This window comes from Acinetobacter parvus DSM 16617 = CIP 108168 (assembly GCF_000368025.1).
In the GTDB taxonomy this organism is placed as follows: domain Bacteria; phylum Pseudomonadota; class Gammaproteobacteria; order Pseudomonadales; family Moraxellaceae; genus Acinetobacter; species Acinetobacter parvus.
Genome location: NZ_KB849214.1, coordinates 1 through 22366, shown reverse-complemented (window position 1 = coordinate 22366; position 22366 = coordinate 1). Strand labels below are relative to the sequence as shown.

24 protein-coding genes and 4 pseudogenes are annotated in these 22366 nt (G+C 39.3%); 4 read left to right on the top strand and 24 right to left on the bottom strand.

Translation table 11 applies throughout. From position 1 onward, the window contains the following. Window positions 1-580: 580 nt before the first annotated feature. The 9 genes from F988_RS13895 to F988_RS15260 all read right to left on the bottom strand — a co-directional run bounded on the left by F988_RS13895 (window position 581) and on the right by F988_RS15260 (window position 6956). Window positions 581-763, bottom strand: coding sequence for a hypothetical protein (locus F988_RS13895; protein WP_004681961.1), 183 nt, complete (start codon window positions 761-763; stop codon window positions 581-583). Between the two features lie 5 nt (window positions 764-768). Continuing rightward, window positions 769-1191, bottom strand: coding sequence for an AcrIF11 family anti-CRISPR ADP-ribosyltransferase (locus F988_RS13890; RefSeq protein ID WP_004681960.1), 423 nt, complete (start codon window positions 1189-1191; stop codon window positions 769-771). Between the two features lie 460 nt (window positions 1192-1651). Beyond that, window positions 1652-2860: a zonular occludens toxin domain-containing protein gene (locus F988_RS13885; protein WP_004681958.1), complete on the bottom strand. Its 1209-nt coding sequence runs from the start codon at window positions 2858-2860 to the stop codon at window positions 1652-1654. Then, window positions 2860-3150 carry a DUF2523 domain-containing protein gene (locus F988_RS13880; RefSeq protein ID WP_004681956.1) on the bottom strand — a complete coding sequence of 97 codons (291 nt, stop codon included), beginning with the start codon at window positions 3148-3150 and terminating at the stop codon, window positions 2860-2862. Before F988_RS13880 ends, F988_RS13885 begins: the two co-directional genes overlap by 1 nt. Beyond that, window positions 3147-4424, bottom strand: a complete 1278-nt coding sequence (locus tag F988_RS13875; RefSeq protein ID WP_004681954.1) for a virulence factor TspB C-terminal domain-related protein — start codon at window positions 4422-4424, stop codon at window positions 3147-3149. The genes F988_RS13880 and F988_RS13875 overlap by 4 nt, the downstream gene beginning before the upstream one ends. Window positions 4425-4499: 75 nt before the next feature. Further along, the gene (locus F988_RS13870; protein ID WP_004681953.1) at window positions 4500-4769 is read right to left on the bottom strand and encodes a major capsid protein; all 270 of its coding nucleotides are present in this window, start codon (window positions 4767-4769) and stop codon (window positions 4500-4502) included. Between the two features lie 201 nt (window positions 4770-4970). Continuing rightward, on the bottom strand, window positions 4971-5288 hold the full coding sequence (locus F988_RS13865; RefSeq protein ID WP_004681951.1) for a hypothetical protein: 318 nt from the start codon (window positions 5286-5288) through the stop codon (window positions 4971-4973). 10 nt (window positions 5289-5298) lie between these two features. Then, a complete protein-coding gene (locus F988_RS13860) occupies window positions 5299-6777 on the bottom strand; it encodes a phage/plasmid replication protein, II/X family (RefSeq protein ID WP_004681950.1) in 1479 nt (492 codons plus the stop codon). A 2-nt stretch (window positions 6778-6779) separates the two neighbouring features. Further along, window positions 6780-6956, bottom strand: a complete 177-nt coding sequence (locus F988_RS15260; protein WP_167539030.1) for a hypothetical protein — start codon at window positions 6954-6956, stop codon at window positions 6780-6782. A gap of 143 nt (window positions 6957-7099) precedes the next feature. Here F988_RS15260 and F988_RS13850 point away from each other — a divergent pair, with 143 nt between their 5' ends. After that, entirely contained in the window at window positions 7100-7306 is a 207-nt protein-coding gene (locus F988_RS13850) for a hypothetical protein (protein ID WP_004681947.1), read from the top strand. A gap of 34 nt (window positions 7307-7340) precedes the next feature. Beyond that, complete coding sequence (locus tag F988_RS13845; protein ID WP_004681946.1) at window positions 7341-7763, top strand: hypothetical protein; 423 nt, start codon at window positions 7341-7343, stop codon at window positions 7761-7763. 236 nt (window positions 7764-7999) lie between these two features. Here the strand turns inward: F988_RS13845 and F988_RS13840 are convergent, their stop codons facing one another. The 7 genes from F988_RS13840 to ybaK form a co-directional block, all read right to left on the bottom strand. Continuing rightward, a complete protein-coding gene (locus tag F988_RS13840) occupies window positions 8000-8743 on the bottom strand; it encodes an adenosylcobinamide-GDP ribazoletransferase (protein WP_004683805.1) in 744 nt (247 codons plus the stop codon). After that, window positions 8743-9348, bottom strand: a complete 606-nt coding sequence (locus F988_RS13835; protein ID WP_004683804.1) for a histidine phosphatase family protein — start codon at window positions 9346-9348, stop codon at window positions 8743-8745. Before F988_RS13835 ends, F988_RS13840 begins: the two co-directional genes overlap by 1 nt. Beyond that, entirely contained in the window at window positions 9341-10408 is a 1068-nt protein-coding gene (gene cobT, locus F988_RS13830; protein ID WP_004683802.1) for a nicotinate-nucleotide--dimethylbenzimidazole phosphoribosyltransferase, read from the bottom strand. The genes F988_RS13835 and cobT overlap by 8 nt, the downstream gene beginning before the upstream one ends. A gap of 1 nt (window position 10409) precedes the next feature. After that, on the bottom strand, window positions 10410-10928 hold the full coding sequence (gene cobU / locus F988_RS13825) for a bifunctional adenosylcobinamide kinase/adenosylcobinamide-phosphate guanylyltransferase (protein ID WP_004683800.1): 519 nt from the start codon (window positions 10926-10928) through the stop codon (window positions 10410-10412). A 2-nt stretch (window positions 10929-10930) separates the two neighbouring features. Then, a complete protein-coding gene (locus F988_RS13820; protein WP_010589527.1) occupies window positions 10931-11554 on the bottom strand; it encodes a 2'-5' RNA ligase family protein in 624 nt (207 codons plus the stop codon). 73 nt (window positions 11555-11627) lie between these two features. After that, window positions 11628-13760 carry a bifunctional mannitol-1-phosphate dehydrogenase/phosphatase gene (mtlD, locus tag F988_RS13815; RefSeq protein ID WP_004683796.1) on the bottom strand — a complete coding sequence of 711 codons (2133 nt, stop codon included), beginning with the start codon at window positions 13758-13760 and terminating at the stop codon, window positions 11628-11630. Window positions 13761-14065: 305 nt separating this feature from the next. Then, a complete protein-coding gene (ybaK, locus tag F988_RS13810; RefSeq protein ID WP_004683794.1) occupies window positions 14066-14533 on the bottom strand; it encodes a Cys-tRNA(Pro) deacylase in 468 nt (155 codons plus the stop codon). Window positions 14534-14702: 169 nt separating this feature from the next. Between ybaK and F988_RS13805 the strand changes: the two genes are divergently transcribed. Together F988_RS13805 and F988_RS13800 are read left to right on the top strand one after the other, a co-directional pair. Beyond that, a complete protein-coding gene (locus F988_RS13805; protein ID WP_004683793.1) occupies window positions 14703-15005 on the top strand; it encodes a hypothetical protein in 303 nt (100 codons plus the stop codon). Window positions 15006-15200: 195 nt separating this feature from the next. Beyond that, entirely contained in the window at window positions 15201-16574 is a 1374-nt protein-coding gene (locus tag F988_RS13800; protein ID WP_004683792.1) for an ABC1 kinase family protein, read from the top strand. Between the two features lie 183 nt (window positions 16575-16757). On the opposite strand, the pseudogene F988_RS15735 reads toward F988_RS13800, so the two are convergent. The 8 genes and pseudogenes from F988_RS15735 to F988_RS13770 form a co-directional block, all read right to left on the bottom strand. Beyond that, window positions 16758-17231 (bottom strand): annotated as a pseudogene (locus F988_RS15735) (IS630 family transposase); the annotation flags it as partial. 17 nt (window positions 17232-17248) lie between these two features. Further along, on the bottom strand, window positions 17249-17596 hold the full coding sequence (locus F988_RS13790) for an IS630 transposase-related protein (RefSeq protein ID WP_004676962.1): 348 nt from the start codon (window positions 17594-17596) through the stop codon (window positions 17249-17251). Between the two features lie 36 nt (window positions 17597-17632). Then, window positions 17633-17956 (bottom strand): annotated as a pseudogene (gene actD / locus F988_RS14905) (putative acinetoferrin export transporter ActD); the annotation flags it as partial. Between the two features lie 52 nt (window positions 17957-18008). Beyond that, window positions 18009-20246, bottom strand: coding sequence for a TonB-dependent receptor (locus tag F988_RS13785; RefSeq protein WP_004683790.1), 2238 nt, complete (start codon window positions 20244-20246; stop codon window positions 18009-18011). 9 nt (window positions 20247-20255) lie between these two features. Beyond that, window positions 20256-21491 (bottom strand): MFS transporter, encoded by a 1236-nt coding sequence (locus F988_RS13780; protein ID WP_004683789.1) that lies wholly within the window; start codon window positions 21489-21491, stop codon window positions 20256-20258. Further along, window positions 21488-21859, bottom strand: coding sequence for a protein ActB (gene actB / locus F988_RS13775; RefSeq protein WP_004281762.1), 372 nt, complete (start codon window positions 21857-21859; stop codon window positions 21488-21490). Before actB ends, F988_RS13780 begins: the two co-directional genes overlap by 4 nt. Continuing rightward, window positions 21856-22020: pseudogene (locus F988_RS14900) on the bottom strand (N-acetyltransferase); the annotation flags it as partial. The gene actB and the pseudogene F988_RS14900, both read right to left, overlap by 4 nt. 58 nt (window positions 22021-22078) lie before the next feature. Continuing rightward, a pseudogene (locus tag F988_RS13770) lies at window positions 22079-22366 on the bottom strand (integrase core domain-containing protein); the annotation flags it as partial.

Sequence of the window (22366 nt, the reverse complement as noted above, 5' to 3'; positions counted from 1 at the left end):
GCGCTTTGCAATGGTCGAGCTGCGAGCCCTCGCTCCGCCCCATTGCAAAGCGCGTAGGCGTACAGAATGTCGCATAACTTAAAATTATGTTAAATCAGATACAAGTCACCACTACAGCAACGCTCTCGCTCTTACAATCGCAATGGTGAGCATTGACAGCTTGACTGTCAACGCTATCCGAATGAACATAATCTAAGTTATGCGGAAATCCTAACGCCTATAATATGAGTTGCTGACCGTCAGGTTATTAATGAACCGTTGCAGTTTCATATCCTGCTGTATTGCCCATACCATCAACTTAACCTCTGTGATCTGTTCGTCAGGTGCATTTTGCTCCTGGAGCAACTCGAGATACGAGTCAAGCATTGTGATTAGTTTATCCGTGTTCATAGACCACCATATTAAAAGCCTTAGACTACGCCTTGTCGACCCTGCGCACTGCTCGGGCACGACAATTCCCCTGAAAGGCTTTTATGGTTAATCCCTCATAGAACATGAGGGAGGATTTTGTAATCAGGGCAAGGATGGTCAAATTTAAGCACATAAATATGGCTATTCGGAATAACGTGTGGAAAGGCTCTTAATTTAGAGCCTTTAATAATTGATTAAGCGCATCATCGTTCGACTTTAAGTTATTTTCTGTTTTATATTTTTCGATCAAATCAAGACTTTCTTTTGATAACCAAAGGTCTTTGCGAACAAAGCCTTTGTCTAACATTTCTTGACGTTGTTTAGCTTTGCGCTCTGCTGCTGTCTGAGCCATTTTAATTACTCCTCAACTAAGATTGATTCACGATTGAGCATTGGGATGATGTAAACCACACCTTGCTCATCATGATCTTTACAACCATCAAAGCCCATTCTTTTAGCACATTCACCACGTTTAGCTTGAATGAACCAATCGTTTTCAGCATCAGCAAAGTCATGATTCCAAACACTATCTGAGCCATCTAATAAGCTTTCTGCATCATCTAAATCAATCTCAAATCGTTCAGCAATTTCCGCTATGACTTCACTATCATGCAAATCAGAAGCATCGATAAAGCGCATATCATCAGCATTAATTGAGTAAGTGATAGTTTCACCTGCTGACATTTCATAAACATTTGTAGAGAAGAATAAGCAATCATCAAAGTTACCAAACTTAGAAACTTTCTCAATTTTGTTTGGGCTTGTGTGGAATAATTTCATTATCAATCTCCTTGTCTATGTGTTAATTATAAAGTGTGACCGCTCACAAAACAAGAGTTAATTGGAATTATTTTGAATTACCAACAAATGGCAGTTTCCACACCTTATTCCGAATAGCCATAAATATAATTCTCGCAGCAAGAACCAATAACGCCATGCCAAGATCATACGCAACGAGGCATAGAGCATGATTTTGATGAATTGTGGCAAGGCGTGAAATAACCTTTCATCTTAAAATACACAATATATATTGACAAAACACTATTGGCACATGTTTTGCTTATGATGAATATTTGATCTTGTAACGTCATTATTTGTCGTAATAAGATTGTCAAACATTTTATTTCTATCATTATTTATTTTTTATCGTGTTTTTGAATTAATGATCTCTGCCCTATTTTTGCAATGGCAATAAAAAAGGGCGTTGATCGCCCCGGGTTGTACATCGTTGCGGGAAATCTTAAAGGGTCGGCTGGTTTGTCTGTGTAGAAACTTCGCTTCGCTGCATCTCTGTACTCGACATATCAGTCCGATTATTGACAAAGTAATTAAAAGGTCTGTCGTTGTTCTCAATGAGACGCTGACAGTCGGCTTGTGATACATCAAGTTTTGTCCCTTGTTGTGTATATGCTTGATATTTACTACCTGTTTTCATACAACCACTAAATAATGGTTTTGCCGTAACTTCATAAGAAACATGGTTTTGTATGTCATTATCAAACGGTTGAGCTGGATTATATGCAACAGTTGTATGGCCATTCTCCCCAGGGGAAACCGAAGAACCATTTTTGGTAATCTGATCAAACCATTTTACACATTCAGGTTTTTCAACATTTGCGCCTTTTCTGCATTCTGTATCTAAATTCTGGGTACCACTGGGGACAGATTGCGTACTCTGAGTCGATTGACTTTTATTTTCTTCAGTAGGTTTTTGCCCTGTCATGCCACCTATGGCATTACGTGCGAGCTTGTCACCGCCCGACTTTGTAAACAGAAACCATGACGCAGACATTAAAACCACAATGGCAATGATTGCGTAAATGAACTTACTTTGTATTTTGAACTGTACTGAAGTATGAGCAGATGCACTGGTGTACATGTCTTGCCATTTTTTCTTATAGAAGAATTTATAGCTGTCCTGATAATTAACAGTACGTGTTGATGCAGCAGCTTGCCACGGATCACGAAGCCATCTTTCAAATTCATAGATAGTAGCAAAATTAGGTTTTTGAACTGGTCGTTTAACCAAGTACATTTTTTCAACTAATGCTCTAATACCCTTGTTTAGTCTTTGTGGGTCTTGAGTCATCAAGATAATGTCTTTATTTTGATGCCCATGCGTTGTTAAATCAACAATCATGGGATTTTGAGACATTTTGCCATCATTATCAGTATATTCAGGCCTTTTATGTATTTCATCCATAAAAATAATGGAATTATCAGGAACATCACGCCAATCTTTTGGTGCAAGTTTTATAAAGTCACACTTTTCTGCATGACCCTCAATATCTGAGTAAATTTGTCGCACAATGTCCGTTTCAGGATTAAACTTTCCAGAATCTATACGTTTTTGAATCTCAATGTTTTTTTCGTGATATTCATAAGCCATTTTAGCAGCAAATTGGCTTTTTCCGTGTCGTGGCTGCCCAACAATTAAATAAATAGCCATTAGCTTGATGCCTTTCCTAAAGAGACCTTGTTAATCATCAATGTAACCTTGAGAACACATGCCCCAACAATGATTGACAGCCCGTAGTCAATATTGCCCAGGGCAAGTATCTGCAATACGTCAGCAGACATTTTGCCCCACTCAGTTTGAGCGTAAGAAATCAATTGATTAAACAAAGTGAGTACAACAGCACTAGAAAACACCCCTAAACCCAAACCCTTTAAAAGTGATTTTCCTGTTTTTGATAATGTTGCATCTGCGACAGATACAAGTATTGATTTCAAGCTCATATCTCTGAATCCTCACCTTTACGGCCAACCCCAACAAGAATCATTGCACCTGATAGAAAGCCTATTAGCGGAGCAACAAAAGACCATTTCGAAGCAAACTGACAAATAGGTTCATAACTAATTGATCCAGTACCTTTTGTGCCAATTGTGATATTTATGGGAATAGGTGCAGGACAGCCTGCAGTTGCTTTAAATGTGCCCGTATTTAGTTCTGGCAAAGGTATGTCTTGGACTGGCAGACTATTATCAGAATCAGGATTAGGTTCATTTTTAAAGAAGTCTGTAATTGATGTCACAGCAGCTTCATATTTTGTTTTAGTCCAGTCCCAAGAATCTGTAACAGCATCAGCCCATACTTGTGGCTGTGTAATGACCCATTTAGCAGCTTGACAAATACTTGGCGCCCAGTCACAGAAAATCGGAAAATCTAAAGTTAAATCTGTTGCAGGGGCAGCTACCGACGAGCTGGGATTTTCAGTATTCGCATTTTCTTTAGGTACAGCATCACCTTTTGCTGTCTGATCTGTAGGAATAGATTGCGTATTTTCAAGTTGATTGATAATAGGACGGGCTTTTGTATTGTCTGTTTGAGCATCATTGATAATGTCAGCAGCAGCAGCAGTTGTTGCTACTTGTGCGTTAGTATCTCCATTTTCAGCATTAGAAATAACCTGTTGAGCAACAGTATCTAAAGGAATTGATTTTCTATCTTCTTCAGGAATAGTAGTATTTTGAGTCCCAGCTGGGAATAAAGGAAAATTTGGATTATCAGATAAAATACAATAACCAGCATAAAGACCAACTTTAGCATAAACAGCTTTTTTCGCCCATTCACTACCAGCACCGTACTTAATTGCAGCTTGTTCTTGACAATATTTATCAGCAGGACTTTTTACGTTAGGATCAACGTAAGTAATTCGATTATTCGCAGGATCAAGAACCCAATCAACAGCGCCAAGCAATTGTTGCACTGCTACTGATAAAGCATAACCAGCAGCGCCACGCGCTAGTACTTTCGAGACCTGAGCAGCCGTAGGTGTAATCTTTGCTGTACCAGTAGCTATTTTTTTTGCACCATTCAAAATGACTTCTTTCGTACCTGTCAGCACTGTAGAAGCACCTTGAACAACTGTATTTGTAATAGACCAAGGAGCAAAACCACCAGCAGCATAAGCAGAATTAAAACAATTGAAGTAAAGCGTAAATATAAGAAATACAGAGAAGATTTGTTTTAAAAGAGCCTTGCGCCCACGATTAGCCACATGATTATGCATATATATGCCCCTAAACTTTCTATGTCCATATTTCACCCAGTTAAAAAGAAATGCCCTCAAACGAGGGCATCGTTATTACATTGCTGATCGTGCCCACTTGAACACTTTGATAACTACAACTAAAGACAGCACAGCAAGCCCAATAGAGCTTACAGTTGTCACGCCATCTGTGATGGTTCCAACCACTGATGTAACGTCAATTGGTGCAGCATTAGCGTTGCTCATAAGCGCAGCAGATACAGCAATACCAAAGCCATATTTCTTCACAGCAGCAGCAAAAGCAGCAGGGTTGCCATAGGTTTTGTTCATTGCTTCATTTACTTGATCTTGGGTTAATTTGTCCATGATGGACTCCTTTTAATGTAGTGCTTTGATGCACTTCTTGATTACAAAGACCGTTGCAAACACCATTAGACAAGCAAAACCAATGGTATTACCCTCTACTAGTGTGAGCTTCGGCAGCACAGTGGGCATTTCTACCCATTCAAGGCACTGGTTAGTTGTCGAGTCGAGTTGATTGCAAACCAGTGCCATTTCTTAGATTCCTTATGCAGCTTTAACCGCTTTTTCTTCCAACTGGAGAGGCTTGCCATCTCCAGTGGTTTTATAAAATATGTTCATGCCATTCATTTGGGTTGATAACTCAACTGGCAGATAGATTTCACGACCTTTGAATGACATGTAAAAGTCTTTCATATGATGATGATCTGAAATAACAGAGACATTTTGAGAACAAGGGACAATTTCATCCAAACCCTTATCATATTTTTGGGACTTGAAAACAAGACGCATCTTGAGTTCGCCCTTGTCACCCACTGAGGTTAGGATATCGAGTAGTTTTGCTTTAAAGATTAATTGAGACATGGTATTCACCTTATGCGGTACGTAGTTGATAACTGAACGTTGAAACGGGTTCGATAAAGTTTGGCGGTAGCTGATCTTCAAATTTCATTTCGAACATTTTGATAAATGGGATAACGTTGTTGCTTGACTGGACATGTAGGTTTTGGATATAAACTTTTGAATAACCACACTTTTCTAAAGCTGCTACCAATTTACAGAATTGAGCTTTGCTATATTTAGTTCGCATTTCATCAAAGCCAAATTTTTCAATGTCATAGTAGAAACGCTCGATATTCCGAGCCTTACGGTCTGACACCGTGCCCGCAGGGATTTCTTTCCTGAAAGCCTTGAATATCTGGATATAGACGTCAAAACGGGAAAAGTTCTGTGACGGCTTCTCATGTAGGCGCTGGAGGTATGTGCCACTAAAGCCCGCATCAATCAGGTCCGCTGCAAGGTTGAGGAAACGCTTGTGGGTATATTTCTTTTTGGTTTCATTGTGGCCAATGCTCTCCAGTAGGAGGTAAAACTCCATGAGTTCATCGACCTTTCTTGTACAGATTTTCTTTTCAGTGGATACGGTTTGGTGAACGGCAAGAATATTTTTAAATACAGTTTCATGGTCAGATACTTTCATGTTTGTACCCTCAAATGCTTGGAATAATTGACGATTTGCTTTAAGCCAGATGTCTTGTAAAAAATTGGGATTGGATTTTTGGTAACGGATAAGCTGGAATAAATTAGTTGGGATATCGAGTTCTTTCATAACGTAGGCTTTGATGCCTGTTTCAAATCTTAATAGACCACGTGCAAAGGCCTGTAGTTCAGGATCGGACATGACCTTAACGACACGCTGGGCACATTTGTCATTTGCCTTGGCAAGCTTGATTTGTTCCTGTAATTGTTCGTGGAACTCATTGGACTTCACATACACTTTACGGGCAAAACGCTTGCAACGTTCAGAACCGAAATACAGCGTATTCTTGAACATGGCATCTTTGGTGGATTTGCGGATGTGCTGTGTTGAGACATTCCGCATCAAGGCCAGAACCTTTTCAGCTTCTCGGTCATCACGAAAACGGAATGAGTAGGTTGCGTCGAGTTGCTTAACCTCAGTCATGCCGACATCGAGGATGTCATAAAGCGCAGGGTTTGATTGAGCCAAGAAGCCCAACATTTCCAAAGCACCCTCTTCTATCCAGTCAGTGCCGTATACGTTATGCCCTTGCATGATCTTGGCAGGTGAACATTTCAGTTCCACATACGGATGCCCAGGAACATCATGGAACAGCTTGAATGACATGGCAGTATGAGAGGTGGGGATTTTTGACCAGACATGATGCAGGATTTGAGTTTTTACATTCCCATCTTCATCCTTGTATACATCGTAAGAGCCAACTTTAAGATTCAGGTCAAGCAGGTCAAAACAAATAATGCAGTGTCTACCGTCGCTTGTTAATTCAACAAGATCAGTCTTGACAGGTATCCACATTACAATTTTGTCTAGCATGATTAGAGACTATCAAGACGATCTTGCAAAGCAACCAATTCATCATCACTGAATACATCAGTAAGAGAACAGGCAGATAGAAAGCCTGCAATAATCCCCTTGTAGTAATCTGGCATTGTAGAAATACCATGCGCCACAAAATAACTTTCAATCCGAGCTAAAGCTTGTTCTTTATTCATGTTATGCCCCATCTTGAAATATCAAATATTTACATGCAACAACATCACACGCAACAAATTGACAGAAAGATAACAGAATTGCACGTAACAAAGCAACGTGTGACACAATAATGCTGTTGCATTAAACATTGTTAGGAAATCACATGAAAAAATCAGACTTATCAAAAACTTATAGAATTAGAGGGGAATTTGTGGAAGCAATAAAAGAAAAATCACTAGACTTTATTATCGAAAAAAAGGAAAGAATTGAGGAAGCTGATGTAATAAATGCTTTAATTTATAAACACTTAAAAGAAATAACTGCAAAAGATGTAACAAAATATATCGAAGAAATAAAAAAAGCCGACTAATAATAAATATTGATCCTGACTATTAAGGAAGAAGATGAGCCAAATCATATTTTTAATCATTGGAATAGCCATTGGCTATTTCATTGGTATCAATAAAAAGAAAGAAATGCCAGAAGCCAAAAAAAGAAAAATAATAAATTATACAGAAAGGCAAAAAGCAAAAATCCGCTATGAAACAGATGCAGATCGAATAAGGCAACTCAACTTACTATCACCCAATGAAAGTAAGTTTATGAGAATGCTACAACATGAATTCACCAACGAAAAAGTTATCGTAAAAGATAAAAGATTCTACATAGCAGATCAAGACAACTACCCTATTGCGATATTTGAATACAGAGATGGAACAAAATCAATTAAAAGCAAAGACATGGAAGATGGATTGCCATTATTTTTGTATAAAGCTTTACTATCTAGTCAATCCATTAAAGAAGATAAAATATCATTAAAATTATAAATAGATGTCTCGAATATGAGACTTAAGTCCACTCCAGAGAACGTGGACTTTTTGCAAGATTTGCGCTTTGCAATGGTCGAGCTGCGAGCCCTCGCTCCGCCCCATTGCAAAGCGCGTAGGCGTACAGAATGTCGCATAACTTAAAATTATGTTAAATAAGCAATACAAAAATCATAGATATCATAGTGAACATTTCAAGATTTTTTAAGCATTCTTTCAACCCGTCTTTTTATATTTTAAGCAATATAAAAATAAGCAACCACAAATGCAATGAGTACATTCATTTCGCTTAATTCAATACCTGCGCCAATGGTATCGCCTGTAATTCCACCAATTCTTTTGATAAATAGTGAACGCAAATAAAAAAGTAACAGTAAAAAGCTAATAAGTACGACTAAGCCATACCATTTGAACAGATAAAGCAATGATAATGTAATGACAAATACTATCCATAAAATAGCTTTGGGAAGAAAATCCGTCATTGAACGTCCCAAACCTTTATCTCTGACATAGGTTGTGGTTAAAAACAAAAATAAGGCGACATTACGTCCAAGCATAGGAACCAGAATTAAAAATGCATTCAAATGCTGTTCAATTAACACATAAAGTGCTGCAAATTTTAACAAGCACACTATGATGAGGCTGAGCACACCAATTGGACCACATGCTGGGTCTTTCATAATCTTTAAGGTACGTTCTCGATCTCCAAAACCGCCTACCCATGCATCTGCGGTATCGGCAAGACCATCCAAATGTAGGCCACCAGTAAGCCAAATCCAGATGACCAAGACAATACTGGCTAACAGAATGGCGGGTAACTCGATCAGAGCAACAGATAATCCAAATAAAATCAACCCAATCAATAAACCAATTACAGGATAAAATAATAGGGATTGTGCATTTTGCCTTGCCGTGGGAATTTGCTTTAATTGCACAGGAACAATGGTGAGAAATTGCAAGGCAATCAAAAATGGCAACATTACTCAACCTTTTCAAAAGATAATTGTGCTGGTTGATGAGACAACCTAAAGGAATGTAATTGCCCAAGTTCAGCAGACATTCTGAGTAGGTTATCCAGGCCCTGTTGTTGTGCCAAACAACTTAATAATTTAATCACACCGCCATGTGTGACTACCAATGCAGACTGATAGTGATGTTGCCGCATATATTCGGCAATCTGCTGAAAACCATTGAAGACACGTTGATGAAACTCGACTAAAGATTCCCCGTTTGGCGCATGATATTGGGTTGGAAATTGCCAGAAATTTGCCAATAACTCAGGTAATGTTTCATAGATGGTTTGAGTTGAAATGCCCTCCCAATCACCGAAATACATTTCCTTGAGATATTCATTTATAAATAAGGGTCGCTGTAAATCATTTGATAATTTTTCGGCAAATAATCGGCAACGCTGTAAGGGTGAACTAACAACTACATCCCAATTCTTTTGATTAAGATGATGTTGAACGGTCGCCTGCATTTGTGACCAGCCCTGTTCTGTCAGTTCGTCATCCAGCCAGCCACGCAAGGTATGACCTAAAGTTGTCTCACCATGACGCAACAAGTCCAGCCGTAACTTAGCCAACTTTATCACCTGAAACCACCGCTTCTGCAAAGGTTGCCATTTGATTATGCAACGCACAGGCAAGTTGAAGCATGGATAATGCTGCGCCTGCACCACTACCTTCACCTAAACGCAGGTTCATGTTTAAAATTGCTTGGGCATTCAGTTCTTTTAAAATACGTTGATGACCATATTCAGCCGATTGATGACCAAATAACATCCATTCTCTGGCCTGTGGCTGAATACGAACCGCACATAAGGCAGCAACCGAGCTAATAAAACCATCAACAACGATTGGCAACCCCATTTGTGCGCAACGCAGATATGCTCCTGTCATGGCGGCAATTTCCAGTCCACCGACCGCTGCCAAAATTTTCAAAGGATTATTCTCAACATCTGCTTGATGCAGCTTTATGGCCTGATCAATAACTTGAATCTTGTGTTGTAATTGTTCAATATTAATCCCCGTGCCCACACCTGTAAGCTGTTGCGCTGATTCATCTAGCAGTAAACAGGCAAGTGCCGAAGCTGAACAGGTATTGCCAATCCCCATTTCACCTGCAATAAAAATATCAGCCCCTTTCGATTTCGCTAGGTCTACGCTGTTTTTACCCAATTGTAATGCAGCCTGACACTCTTGTTCAGTCATTGCAGCCTGTTTGGCAAAATTCGCCGTACCTGCACGAATACAGTGGCGTTCAACGCCTGCATACTCATAAGCATCACCAACAGTTCCACAATCAATCACCTGTAAATGAGCCTGATGATGCTTGGCAATCACACTGATCGCTGCGCCACCTGATGCAAAATTTTGCAGCATTTGGCGGGTTACGGCTTGCGGATAGGCAGAAATATTTTCTTCCACCACGCCATGATCGCCTGCAAAAATGCTAATCCACGGTTTATTGATTTTTGGAAAAACTGTACCCTGTAAACTTGCCAAGGTAATTGCAATCTGTTCTAAATCACCCAATGCGCCTGTCGGTTTGGTCAGTTGTAATTGACGTTGCTCAGCCTGCAATTTTGCATCCAGATCAGGATGCTGAACTGGTGCTAAATACCAATGAGTTTGTTCAGCCATATTATTTTTCACCTTTTAAAATCATTGGAAATCCTGCCACACAAAACACCACTTTATCCGCCAATTGGCCTAATGCCTGATGTAAACGCCCTGCCTCATCCACAAAACGTCGGCTGATTTCACCCATCGGCACAACACCAAGCCCTGTTTCATTACTCACTAAAATGATGTCTGATTTCAATTGGGGCAATACTTTCATTAATTTTTCGGTTTGTTGCTGCTGTAATGCTGTATCTTCAGCCAATAATAAATTGGTCAGCCATAAGGTCAGGCAATCCACCAAAATGAGTTGATTTTCCTGATCAAGTTGCAGTAATTGATCTGCCAGAAAAATGGGTTCTTCACAGAGTTGCCAATGACTTGGACGTTGTTGCTGATGATGTTGAATGCGTTGCTGCATTTCTTCATCCAATGCCTGCGCCGTTGCAATATAGACAACTGATAATCCGCTTTCTTTGGCTGTTTGTTCAGCCAGACGGCTTTTACCTGAACGTGCGCCACCTAAAATCAGTTGCAACATATTTAACCTAATTGAATTTGATGATAAGGATAAAGTAATCCTTGTAAAATCTGGGCTTTATAATAGCCGAAAGTGAGTTGGTTCACCTGAATTTTCATGTTCTTTCGTGGCAGTTTTTGAATACGTTGCAGAACCAAATCACTGGCCCAAGTATCACCATAAAGCCCCAATGTGATATGTGGACAATAATCAACTGCTGCAATCTCTGTTGAACTTTGTGCAAGTTGTTTACGGATTTTGCCTAGGATGTTGTTCTGATCATGGATATGCAGGAATAATGCACTACTAAAGCTATCAATCTGGGTCATTTCCAGCTCAAAAGGTTCTAGCCGTAGTTGTTGAAGTAATTCAATTTGGTGATTTAAGGTCTTAATTTCAAAATCATCATCAAAATTGGGATGATGAGAAGTTAGAAAACCACAAACAAACAGTGTGATATGATATTGGCGCTGGTTAGACTTGATCAGTAAATCTGAAAATTGTGCCCTGATACCATCTAAATAGCTGATGAATTCAGGTTGGTAAATCTCAATATACCACACCCCATAATCCGAACGCCCACGATGCCATTCAGGATAGTCTCGGATTTCAGTGGCCATCAGTTGACTGGATGCTTGTAATAACACAACATTTAGAATGACTTTAAAGTTGTGCTATTCAAACATAATTTGCCAAAAAACTTAAGGCTGAATATTGAATTTAGACATATTCAGCCAAAGTCATCCAGGCTTTTTGAACATTGAAATAAAGTGGATTTTTTTGAAGTTGTTGCTGAATTCCCTCATATAACAAGTTAAGCAAGGCCTGTTTTTGGGAATCTAAAATGTCCAGTTTTTCAACATTTTCCTGTAGATGCTGCACAATTTCAATTTCATCCAATGCCAGTATGGTTAAGGCATAGACATAACCCCCAATTGCGCCTGTTAATAGGTTCTGATAAGGAAGCTGTTGCTGAATATGATTCTCAAGACTGCCCAAAACGCGCTCATTCACATTCAGCTTGCATAAAGGATTTCTTGCGACACGTTCACAAGGGTCTTTATAAGCTGATCGACAAGAATTTAAAAAACTTTCTGCCATACGATCCAGCTCTTTCGATTGGTTTGGCACAATACTTCCCAAACCCAGCTTCACCTCATCAACCAATTTAGTCATAAAGTTTCTAAGTTCTGAATCGGCCAATGCAATACCGATGGTTTCATGTCCCGCCAGACTCGCCTGCCAAGCCAGCATGGCATGACAACCATTCCACAAACGGTTCTTGATAATCTGAATATCGGAAATATGATCAACTAGAATCATTTGGCGCATTTTGCTCAGCAACGGACTGCGATTTTCCACATAAATCGGCATATCCACTTCGCTATTGAACAAAATTAAGTCCATATTTTGTAAAAACTGCCCCGCCTGAAATTGTCCGCGCATATCTTCCAGACACACCTTGAGTTGCTGTTCCTGTTTTTCAGACAACGCCGTTTCATCTGATAATTCTATGGTGTCCTGATTTAAATCATTCTGATATTGCTTAAATAAACGGTGCTTGATGTTTAACTGGCGATACAGTGCCTGATCGCTGAGCTTGGACACCATGCGATTAACCACGGTGTCACAGAAATAGTGTTCACTTAAAATATGCTCGGCAATATCCTCATCGGTGATTTCAAGCAGTGCTTCACGGAGACATTTCAGAATCAGAAACTTGGCCCCCACCTTGTTCAACACGATCAGGAATGTAATCGGCTCATCGTTCTGTGTGTCCTGTGACATAAAACGTGCCAGTAAACCTTTGGCAATGGTTTTTGCTTCAGATGGAATTGCCTGTTCTGGTAAACAAAGCGCAATTAAACTGGATTCCATATACATATCCAGCATCTGCTGTTCATTGTCAGCATTGATTACTGTTAGATTCTCAATCCGCTCATCGTAAGAACATTGGCCATAGCGGATGCTGTAGCTGGCAAAACTATTGACTGACTCAAGATATAAACGGTTTCGGGTCGATGCCAAAATTCGCTGTGGTCGGGTGAAACCATCCCAGTGAGATAAAATCTGGGCAATATAGCCACCGCCAATCGCGCCAAAACCATGAATCCCCACAGTCAACTGGTTCAGGCTTTGTGGAAATGGTTCCTGTAACTGTGGCATGCTCATTTCAGGAATATACTGATCCAAAGCATTCAGACACTCGTACATATCCTGATAATAAAACTTTGCCTTTGAAAGCATCTGATCATTGGGTTCTTTAATATCTTTAAATAACAGCGTAATACCACCTGCATCACAGGCTGAGCAAATTCCATTTTCGGAGTCTTCAAACATTAGGCATTGTTCAGGCTGTAAATTTAGCTTTTGTGCAGCCTGTATAAAAATTTCAGGATGTGGCTTGCCCCGTTCAACTTCATCACCACAGACCAGTAGATCAAAAAATTTGTAGACATTGGCATTAATTAAATATTCTTCTGCAATTGCCCGACGGCTTGAAGTCGCTACAGCTATTCTTAAACCAGATTTTCTTAAGCGTTCCAGAACCTGCATCAGCCCTTTCTTGACTGGAACACCATTTTGACGAATCAATTCAAGTTCCAAGGTATCGGCACGCTGACGAATCTCTGGATAGGAGATGTTGTCTCCATAATATTTTTTTGCAAGTTGTTCAGCAGTTTTTGCACTTAAGCCCAGGCACTGCATCAAATAATCATCTGAAAATTCCTGTCCAATGAGTTCCTGAGAAGCCTGTTTTAATGTCTGAAAGCGTAATCGCTCTGTATCAAACATTGTTCCATCCATATCAAAAATTGCCCCCTGAACAGGATAATCATGAAAAATCAGCATTGTTACTCCTTTGTTTTGTTATACGTTTTATAGGGTAACCAAAAAATAGGTTTAAAATTCAAATAGTAAACAAATGAAATAAATCTGAACAAAAAACAATCAAATGTGTTTTAGTTTATATATAAATATCTATTTATTGGCCAGAATAGTTGCATCATTTAAAAAAATATGATTCTTTTTAATCATTTTAGCGTTAATTTATAGGAGAAAACTCTTCTACGATGGATTTTATTGATCATCTTATATCAACATTTTCAGTAACGCCAACACGTAAATTTGCCTAAAATGTCCGCTATTCGATATATCTACTGATCCAAAACATCCGAAAAAGTTGCGCCAAGCAGTTTTGCCAAATCTTGCGGGTTCAGACCAATATCCAATCCCCTTTTTCCACCACTCACATAAATTTTGGTCAATGCTTGCGCCGTTGCATCAATCACCGTTTTTAGCCGTTTCTTCTGTCCCAATGGGCTGATTCCTCCCACCAGATAACCTGTCAAACGCTCCGCATCTTTTGGATTGGCCATCTGTAGTTTCTTGCATCCAACTGCTGTGGCAACTTTCTTTAAATTAAGTTGATGATTGACAGGCAGAATGGCAACGAAAAAGTTTTTTTCGTCAGTGACCAGTAAGGTTTTAAATACTTCCTCTACCCGAAGATTCAATTTTTCTGCCGCTTCCAGACCAAAGCTTTTAGCATTGCTATCATGTTCATACTCATGAATTGAAAACGGGATTTTATTCTTTTCTAATAACTTGCAGGCTGGTGTCATATTTTTCAGTTTAATTAAATCTGGGTTTAAAACGGGTATAAGTGTAGCAAATTTGGATAGATAATTAAATTTTACTTAGGCTATTTTGATATAAATCCACATCTTGATAATTGGACAATGAACCTCATATATTCATTCACGGTGAAAATGAAAAAGGCTCAAGTCATTTATGAGTTACAAACATAATAATTTAATGGCAATGCGCCAGAATTATTGGGATGATGAATCCTCTACCATACAAGCTGAAAAGCAATTTCTGAGAGATACACTTATCGAAGAAGGTATTTTTAAGGATGCGACTTTAGAAGATACTAAGTATTTTTTCTTCACCCTCCCCAGTATTATTATTGTCAAAGCCCATGCACTGGGTTTTCATCATAGCCATGTGAAGCGTATGCTTATTCAGCATATTCACACCAATAGAGCAGCTTTAATGCGGAAGTCATCGCTAAAAATTCAGTTTAAGATTTAGCACAAATGTATATTGGAACCAGTCTAAAGATAAAAATTCTACTTAGGCTATTTTAATAATATTGATCTACTTCACAAATTTAGACTAATAATTCAAGCGATTGAACTATTTTAATACGTTCAAAAGCTGTAATATCCACTAAAATTTAACTCTCGGCTTTCCTCCCCTCCGATTTCAGCATAGGATTTTTCTTTCATGTCAGATCAGAACGATAAGCTTAAGAACCTAAAAACTTCATCGGTGGATCGCCGCTTATCTATTGCAAAAGCCTCTTTACTTGCTGGAACACGCTGGGCAACTGCAAGTGCGACTTCTATTTTCTCCAGTGAAGAAGAAAAAGAGAAGAAACGTAAAAAGGTCATGGCTGAACAGGCACAATATTTGGTTTCTGAAATAGGAAAACTAAAAGGATCAATCGTAAAGATTGGTCAAATGATGGCTTTATACGGCGAACATTTCTTACCTGAAGAAATTACACAAGCATTAAATACACTGAACAATCAAACTGTCGCACTTGCATGGCCTGCAATCAAAGCTCATTTGCAGGAACAGTTAGGTTCAAAATTAGATGAACTCACGATTGATCATGAACCAATTGGTACAGCCTCACTTGCCCAAGTTCATCGTGCGACACGTAAATCGGATGGTTTAGAGCTTGTCTTAAAGATTCAATATCCAGGTGTAGCTGAAGCAATTGATTCTGACATGAATCTATTTAAGAACATGCTTAAACTCACCCGTATGGTGCCACAAACTCGTGAATTTGATCAGTGGTTTGATGAAGTTCGTGAAATGATGCATCGTGAAGTCGACTATGACATCGAAGCCGCGACAACTCGCCGCTTTGCTGCACGCCTGAAAGATGACCCTCGTTATATCGTTCCTGAAATTGTCGATGAATTTTGCGCTAAAAAAGTGCTGTGCATGACCTTTGAGCGTGGTGTGCCTGTAAATAGCCCTGTCATGCTCTCACTGCCACAGGAACGCCGCAACAAGCTTGGTGAAGCCTCTTTAGAGATTGCAGTACGTGAGCTGTTTGAATGGGGTGAAATGCAAACCGATCCAAACTTCGGTAATTACCTGGTTCGTTTGGGTAACGGCGATGATGTAAATGACAAAATCGTTCTCCTCGACTTTGGTGCAATTCGTCAGTTCGATGAGAATTTGCTCACTGTTGCACGTAACCTGATCCATGCTGGTTATAACCATAACAAAGATGAAATGGTTAAAGCGATGACAGGCTACGAGTTTTTTGATGCAATGCCTGAAAGTATCAAACCAGGTATGGCAGATGTGTTCCTGATCGCAACAGAAGCTTTTAGCTGTCCAGCCAATAATCCAGACATGCCAGCAGGTGTTATGGATGAGCAGGATCGTTATGACTGGAAGAAAAGCCAACTGCATAGCCGCGTCATGCAACAGGCAGCACAGTCTATGGCATCACGTTATTTCTCTGTTCCACCAAAAGAATTTATGTTCATTAGCCGTAAGTTTATTGGTGCATATACATTTATGACAGTGATTGAAGCAAAGACCAATGTGCGTAAAATGATTCGTGAGTTTGCGTAACGTACATTTATAAAAGTTATTTCGACCAATCTGATGTGTCAGATTGGTCAATTTTTTAACAGCTATTTTTTTTAATATTTTTAAAAACAAATAAAAAACAAAAAGATAATTCGTTTATCCCCCCTATATTACCCTTTATCTTTCTCAAATGAGCATGTCAAACAAGACATATAGTCAAACCGTTTAATTACCCATACACTCGTTAAAGAAACGACTAAAAAGCTTATCTATTGAGTTAACCAACCATTTTTTCCTTTTTGCTTTCACCCATGCCCACATTTTTTCAATAGGATTAAGGTCAGGACTATACGGTGGTAACCAAAGTATTTGATGCCCATGTTGGGTTAATAGATCTTGTATATCTTGTCGTTTATGGAAAGCTGCATTGTCCATGACAATTACACTATTCGAGGGTAATTCTGGTAATAAAAACTGATCTACCCAAAAATGAAATACATCCGAATTTACTTTGCAATCAAATAAACCAACTGCAAATAACTTACCCTCATGGATTGCTCCTATTGCATTGGTTTGATTTTTTAATTGCCAATTATATGTTCCATAACAAGGAGTTCCCTGTTTTGAATAACCATGAGGTCTATGTTCATGAGATTTAAATCCACTTTCATCAAGATAGATGATCGGGTGTTGACACCTTAATCGGTTTAAATCTTTTAAATACTGCTCTCTGAGTTCTGTTTTTGCTTTCGGGTGCCGTAAGGTCTTTTTTTAACTGTGATATTTAGACGCTTGAGCGCATCTCCAATTGTAGAAGTACCACAACCAAAACGAGCAGCGCGTTCATATTGATAATCATCAGGATATTGCTCAACATCTGCACGTAAGGCATCATCATCAACTTTAGATGGTTTTCTTGGTCGAGTTCTTTTTATTTCGATTCGCTTTTTCCATTCGACAATTGTATTTTTATCAATTTCGAAGTGTTGAGCAACCGCTCGGATAGATTGACCTTCTTCAAGCTTGGCTAATATTTTCTTTCTAAAATGTATTGGATAACTCATATCGGTATTGTATTGGTTTTTTGACGTACGGACTATAATCACCAACAAAGCAAAAACTATCATTACGGGTAATGTTTGTTGTATTCCCCAATAAAGAATCGCTGTAAATATAGCCCAAGTAATGGTCATGCCCAAGAAACCATAATTCATTAATTGATAAGGAGTCTGTATTTTTTCCCCTCTGGCAATCAGAATAGATGCAATCGCCATACAAATTGCACCCGCTGAAACAATTACTCCGCCCTGTACTTCTGTTAAGCCAAGCTCACGAATTAATGGGGCAAGTAAAGGTAAAATCATTGAAAAACAAGTACCGTTGGCTAGAGTTGCCCAAGCCAATAATTTAAAATTTTGTTGCATAGGTAGTATTCATCAAAAGAAAAGGCATCTAAAAGATGCCTTCTGGATAAGATTAGTACTTGAGAGTGTAGCTCAAACCATAGGTACGACCTTGAGCAGCCAAGCTCGAAATATCGCCGTAAACCGTTGAAACTGCTTGGCTATAAACAGACTTATAGTCCGTATTCCACACGTTATATACACCAAAACCTAAAGTTCCTGGACCTGCTTTTGCATTGGCAATCACATCCATCACTGCAAAACCTTTGATTTCTGCTGGAGGACGAGTACTACCATTCGCAATCGCATCTTTACGTGCTTCATCCGTACCATCAATAGCCAAAGCTTGTACTCGTAAACCTAAACCATCATTGAATTGCCAGTCTGAATAAACCGTTGCTTTCAAAGGTGCTACACGAATTGCATCTAACTCTTGCCATTTACCATTTGAGTCTTTGAACTGACCACGTGTATAAGCTAAAGTCCCACCTACATTCCAATCATCTGAAACGGTATATTTGACATTACCTTCAATACCATACACGCGTTCATCTGTATCAATAACTTCAATTGCAAAACTTGGAGGACCAAATTTCAATGACTTATCAGATTTGTTATAGAACGCAGTGATCCCTGTGCTTAACGCATCATCTTGTAGACGCCAGCCCAGCTCAAAACTATTTACTTTGATTGGATCAATTGTTTGGTTACTTACGACAAAGTTTGCAGGGACATCTCTTAGCATACGTTGTACATCAGGTAAATTTGCACCTTGCGAGAAATTTGCAAACACCTGTTGTGCATCAGTTAAATGATAAAGTGCGCCTACATTAAAGAGTGTTGCATCATGCTTAACTGAACCACCTTTTAAGGTTTTAGCTTGGTATGTTGGAACGAAATCGGCAACCATTGCTTCAGAATATGGAACTGAGTCTTTAACATCACTATCGATGCGCTCATGACGAATACCTGCTTGTAGATTTAAGCGATCAGTTGCTTCAAATTGACTTTGTAAGAAGAAACCAAGCTTTTCAGTATCTACCTCAGGACCAAAAGCATAATTATTTAGGGGCTTAAACTTTAGACCATTACTACTGATAAAAGTATTTAGATCATAAAGTTGTGCTGTTTGTTTGCCATTTTCCTTATCGTAATCCACACCATAAGTTAGATTTAATGCACGTTCTGCCAGATTGAGTTTACTTTGAAGTGCTAAACGAGCACCAAAAACATCAATATCTGTTTCTGATTGGGTAACAATAAATGTTCTTCCACCTGGAATGGATGCATGTGCTAAAGCATTTGCACTTGGGAAGAATCGCCCTTTTTCAGTACGATAATACGCCTCTGCATTTAAAGTCTGACCAAGAAAATCCTGATTTTCATATTGTGCATTTACTGCACTGCGCTTAGTACGTGGTTGAGTATCAAGCTCTAAACCTTTTACAGCTTTTTGACTAGGTTTTGCCCCTAGAAGTAAAACAGATAAGCCTGGACCATAATCAGCGCCATATTCACTGTCCTGCTCATCGTTATAGTATTGCGCACCGATACTTAATTTTTGCTTATCTGCCAACTGCCAGCTTAAACGACCATTCACATCTACAGTTTCAGTATCTTGACGATCTGTTTGTGCAACTTCTGGACCTACACGATCACCTCGACTATCTTGAATTTCACCGCGTTGTGTATAGCTAGCACCTATAAAACCACTCCAATCCCCTTGGTTAAATGATGCAGACTGAAACGCTTCATAAGCTAAAGCATCACTTTTGAAATTATCACCTGAAGTAACGCCGAGTTTGGTTTCAAAATTTACACCATCACCCGAACCTCTTTTGGTGATGATATTGATGATCCCACCTGTAGCACCTGCACCATAAATACTACTTGCACCTGACACGACTTCAACACGTTCGATCATGTCTGGGCTAATGCTATTTAATTGGCGTGAACTATCGCGTGAGCCCGTTTGCGGAACACCATCAATCATATATTGCACTGTACGACCACGCATGGTCATCCCATAGTTACTGGTCGTACCTGAACTTGGTGTTAAAGATGGAACCAACAGTCCTAAAATATCTGCGGTACTTTTACCAGCAGCAGCTTGTTTTGCAATGTCTTCTTGGCTAATACTGTAAACAGTTCCCGCAATCTCAGCGATACTTTGAGCTGAGCGAGTTGCTGTCATAACAATCGGTGCCAGTTGATTTACGGTTGAAGTCTGCTCGACATTTTGAGCATAAAGTTGCGTACTGATCGCCAAGCTGAGCAGTGTTAATGATGTCGAAAGTGAACGAACTTTCATAAATGACCCCTAGATGAGTTGTTGCGTTTGTTTTGCTTTGCGAATAAGCAGTTGACTAAGCAACACGCTTAAAACAGATGAAACTGCGAGAATGAGATAGAAGTTTCCATAACCAAATGCTTTGGCTAAGAAACCTGAGACTGCACCGCCAATAAAATAAACCAATAGTTCGAAGCAAACTAAAATCGTAAAATCAGTACCAGCTTGTTCTTTGGAGCTGGTCTGCATGAAATGTGCATATAAGGCTGTCATTGCGATATAGCGGATGGCAAGAATGACAATGACAAAGCCACCAAGAAGTAAATGCCATTGATTCAACCAACTGAGTAAAACTGCAACACCCAACAAGGCGTAAACCAAACTGCGTGCCCAACCAGCCCAGATCAGCAATTGTGTTGCGGCTATTTTTTTTAATAAAAATGCAGCTGAAACAGCGGCTAATAATCCAATCCCTGCACCTATTACAGACATCAGCACGCCGATTTGTGACAACGACCATTTCTGATCAATCAGCATCGGATTCAGCATCGCCATAGCCGGTGCTTCGACAATTCGATAACATACGATCAAGGCTAATGCCCATAACATTTCTGGACGTTTAAATGCACGGATCAGACTTGGCGGCTGTTTTGAGATTTTCTCTACATTTGATTTTTCTTTAATCTGGAAAATAGCCAACATCGTCAATGCTGTCATAGCGGCTAAGGAAATCAGTGCAGTTTGCCAACCATAAAGCTCATACAGCCATAAAGTTGCTGCTCCACCAACCATACTGCCAAGCGCAACACCTATACTTTGCGCCATACTGCCTAGTCGATACTCAGATTCTGAAAAGGTTTCGACCGTATAGCCATCAATTGCGATATCTTGAGTTGCAGCAAAAGTTGAAATCCATAAACCGACAATAACAAATACACCAAGACCGTAATCGAATTGGGTAAGTGCCAAAGCAACGACCCCCAACACCAAAGCTATTTGCGTAAACAAAAGCCAAGTTTTACGTTTACCGAGTTTTTTGAAATAAAAACGATCAATTAGTGGTGCCCAAAAAAACTTGAATGCCCAAGGAATATAGAGCAGCGACAACATGCCAATCCAACGTAAATCTACGCCTTGATGACGCAGAATCGCAGGTAAGGCCACATTATAAAAATACAGTGGTAAGGCATGCGCGAGATATAAAACCACCACGACACTCAGGCTCAAGGCTGAGACTTTCTGAATATTTAATGAATTTTGATTCATAAATACCTCTGCAAAGCCCATTGTGTGGCTTCAGCTTTATCTACGCTCACAAAATATGGAACATGCCAAGCTTTGTGCAGAGCTGGTGTATCCAATCGAATACGATCTTCTTCATCTTGAGCAATACGAGCAAAACCCAAACAATATTGGTAAAAATCTTGTTTATATTGCTTATACCATTTGCCTTGGATTGCTCTATATTCCTCCGGAAATTCTGTATTTGCATCGGTTTGCATGATCAACACAAAATTTCGCTGATGTTCGAAATAGTGCTGAATCCGTGCTAACCATTGTTCAAATTCTGCAACAGAGACATTCGCCGCAAAGCGCATGTCTAAGATATGCATTTCATTGATATATAAGCTCATGTAACACTCAGGAATTTGGCTGGCTGATCTGCTAGCTGTTGTTGTGATGTTTGGTAATATTCCCCAAACTTGTGATAAAAAGTTTCTCGGAAGCAGTAGTACAACATCGCTGTTTTTTCAGGCATCGGTATTAACCGTTGGCTTTCATAACAAAGTTCAGAGGTGGTCCCACATGTTTGAACAACTAAAAGCGTATTTATAAGTGATATTCCGCTCTAGTTAAGCCACCTTGTTTTGTTGGGGTAGCTGATCATAGTAAAACTCATTTAGCCTTGCGAAGCAGTGCTTCTCATGTCTAGACTCGAATGAGGTCGTTTCAAATTATAAAACTCAAAATATGCACTTAATTGCTTTTTCGCATCTGTGACACTGCTATAAGCTTTGAGATACACCTCTTCATATTTAACGCTCCGCCATAATCGTTCAACCATCACATTATCTACCCATCGACCTTTACCATCCATACTGATTTGAATGCCATTTGATTTCAATACATCAATAAATGCA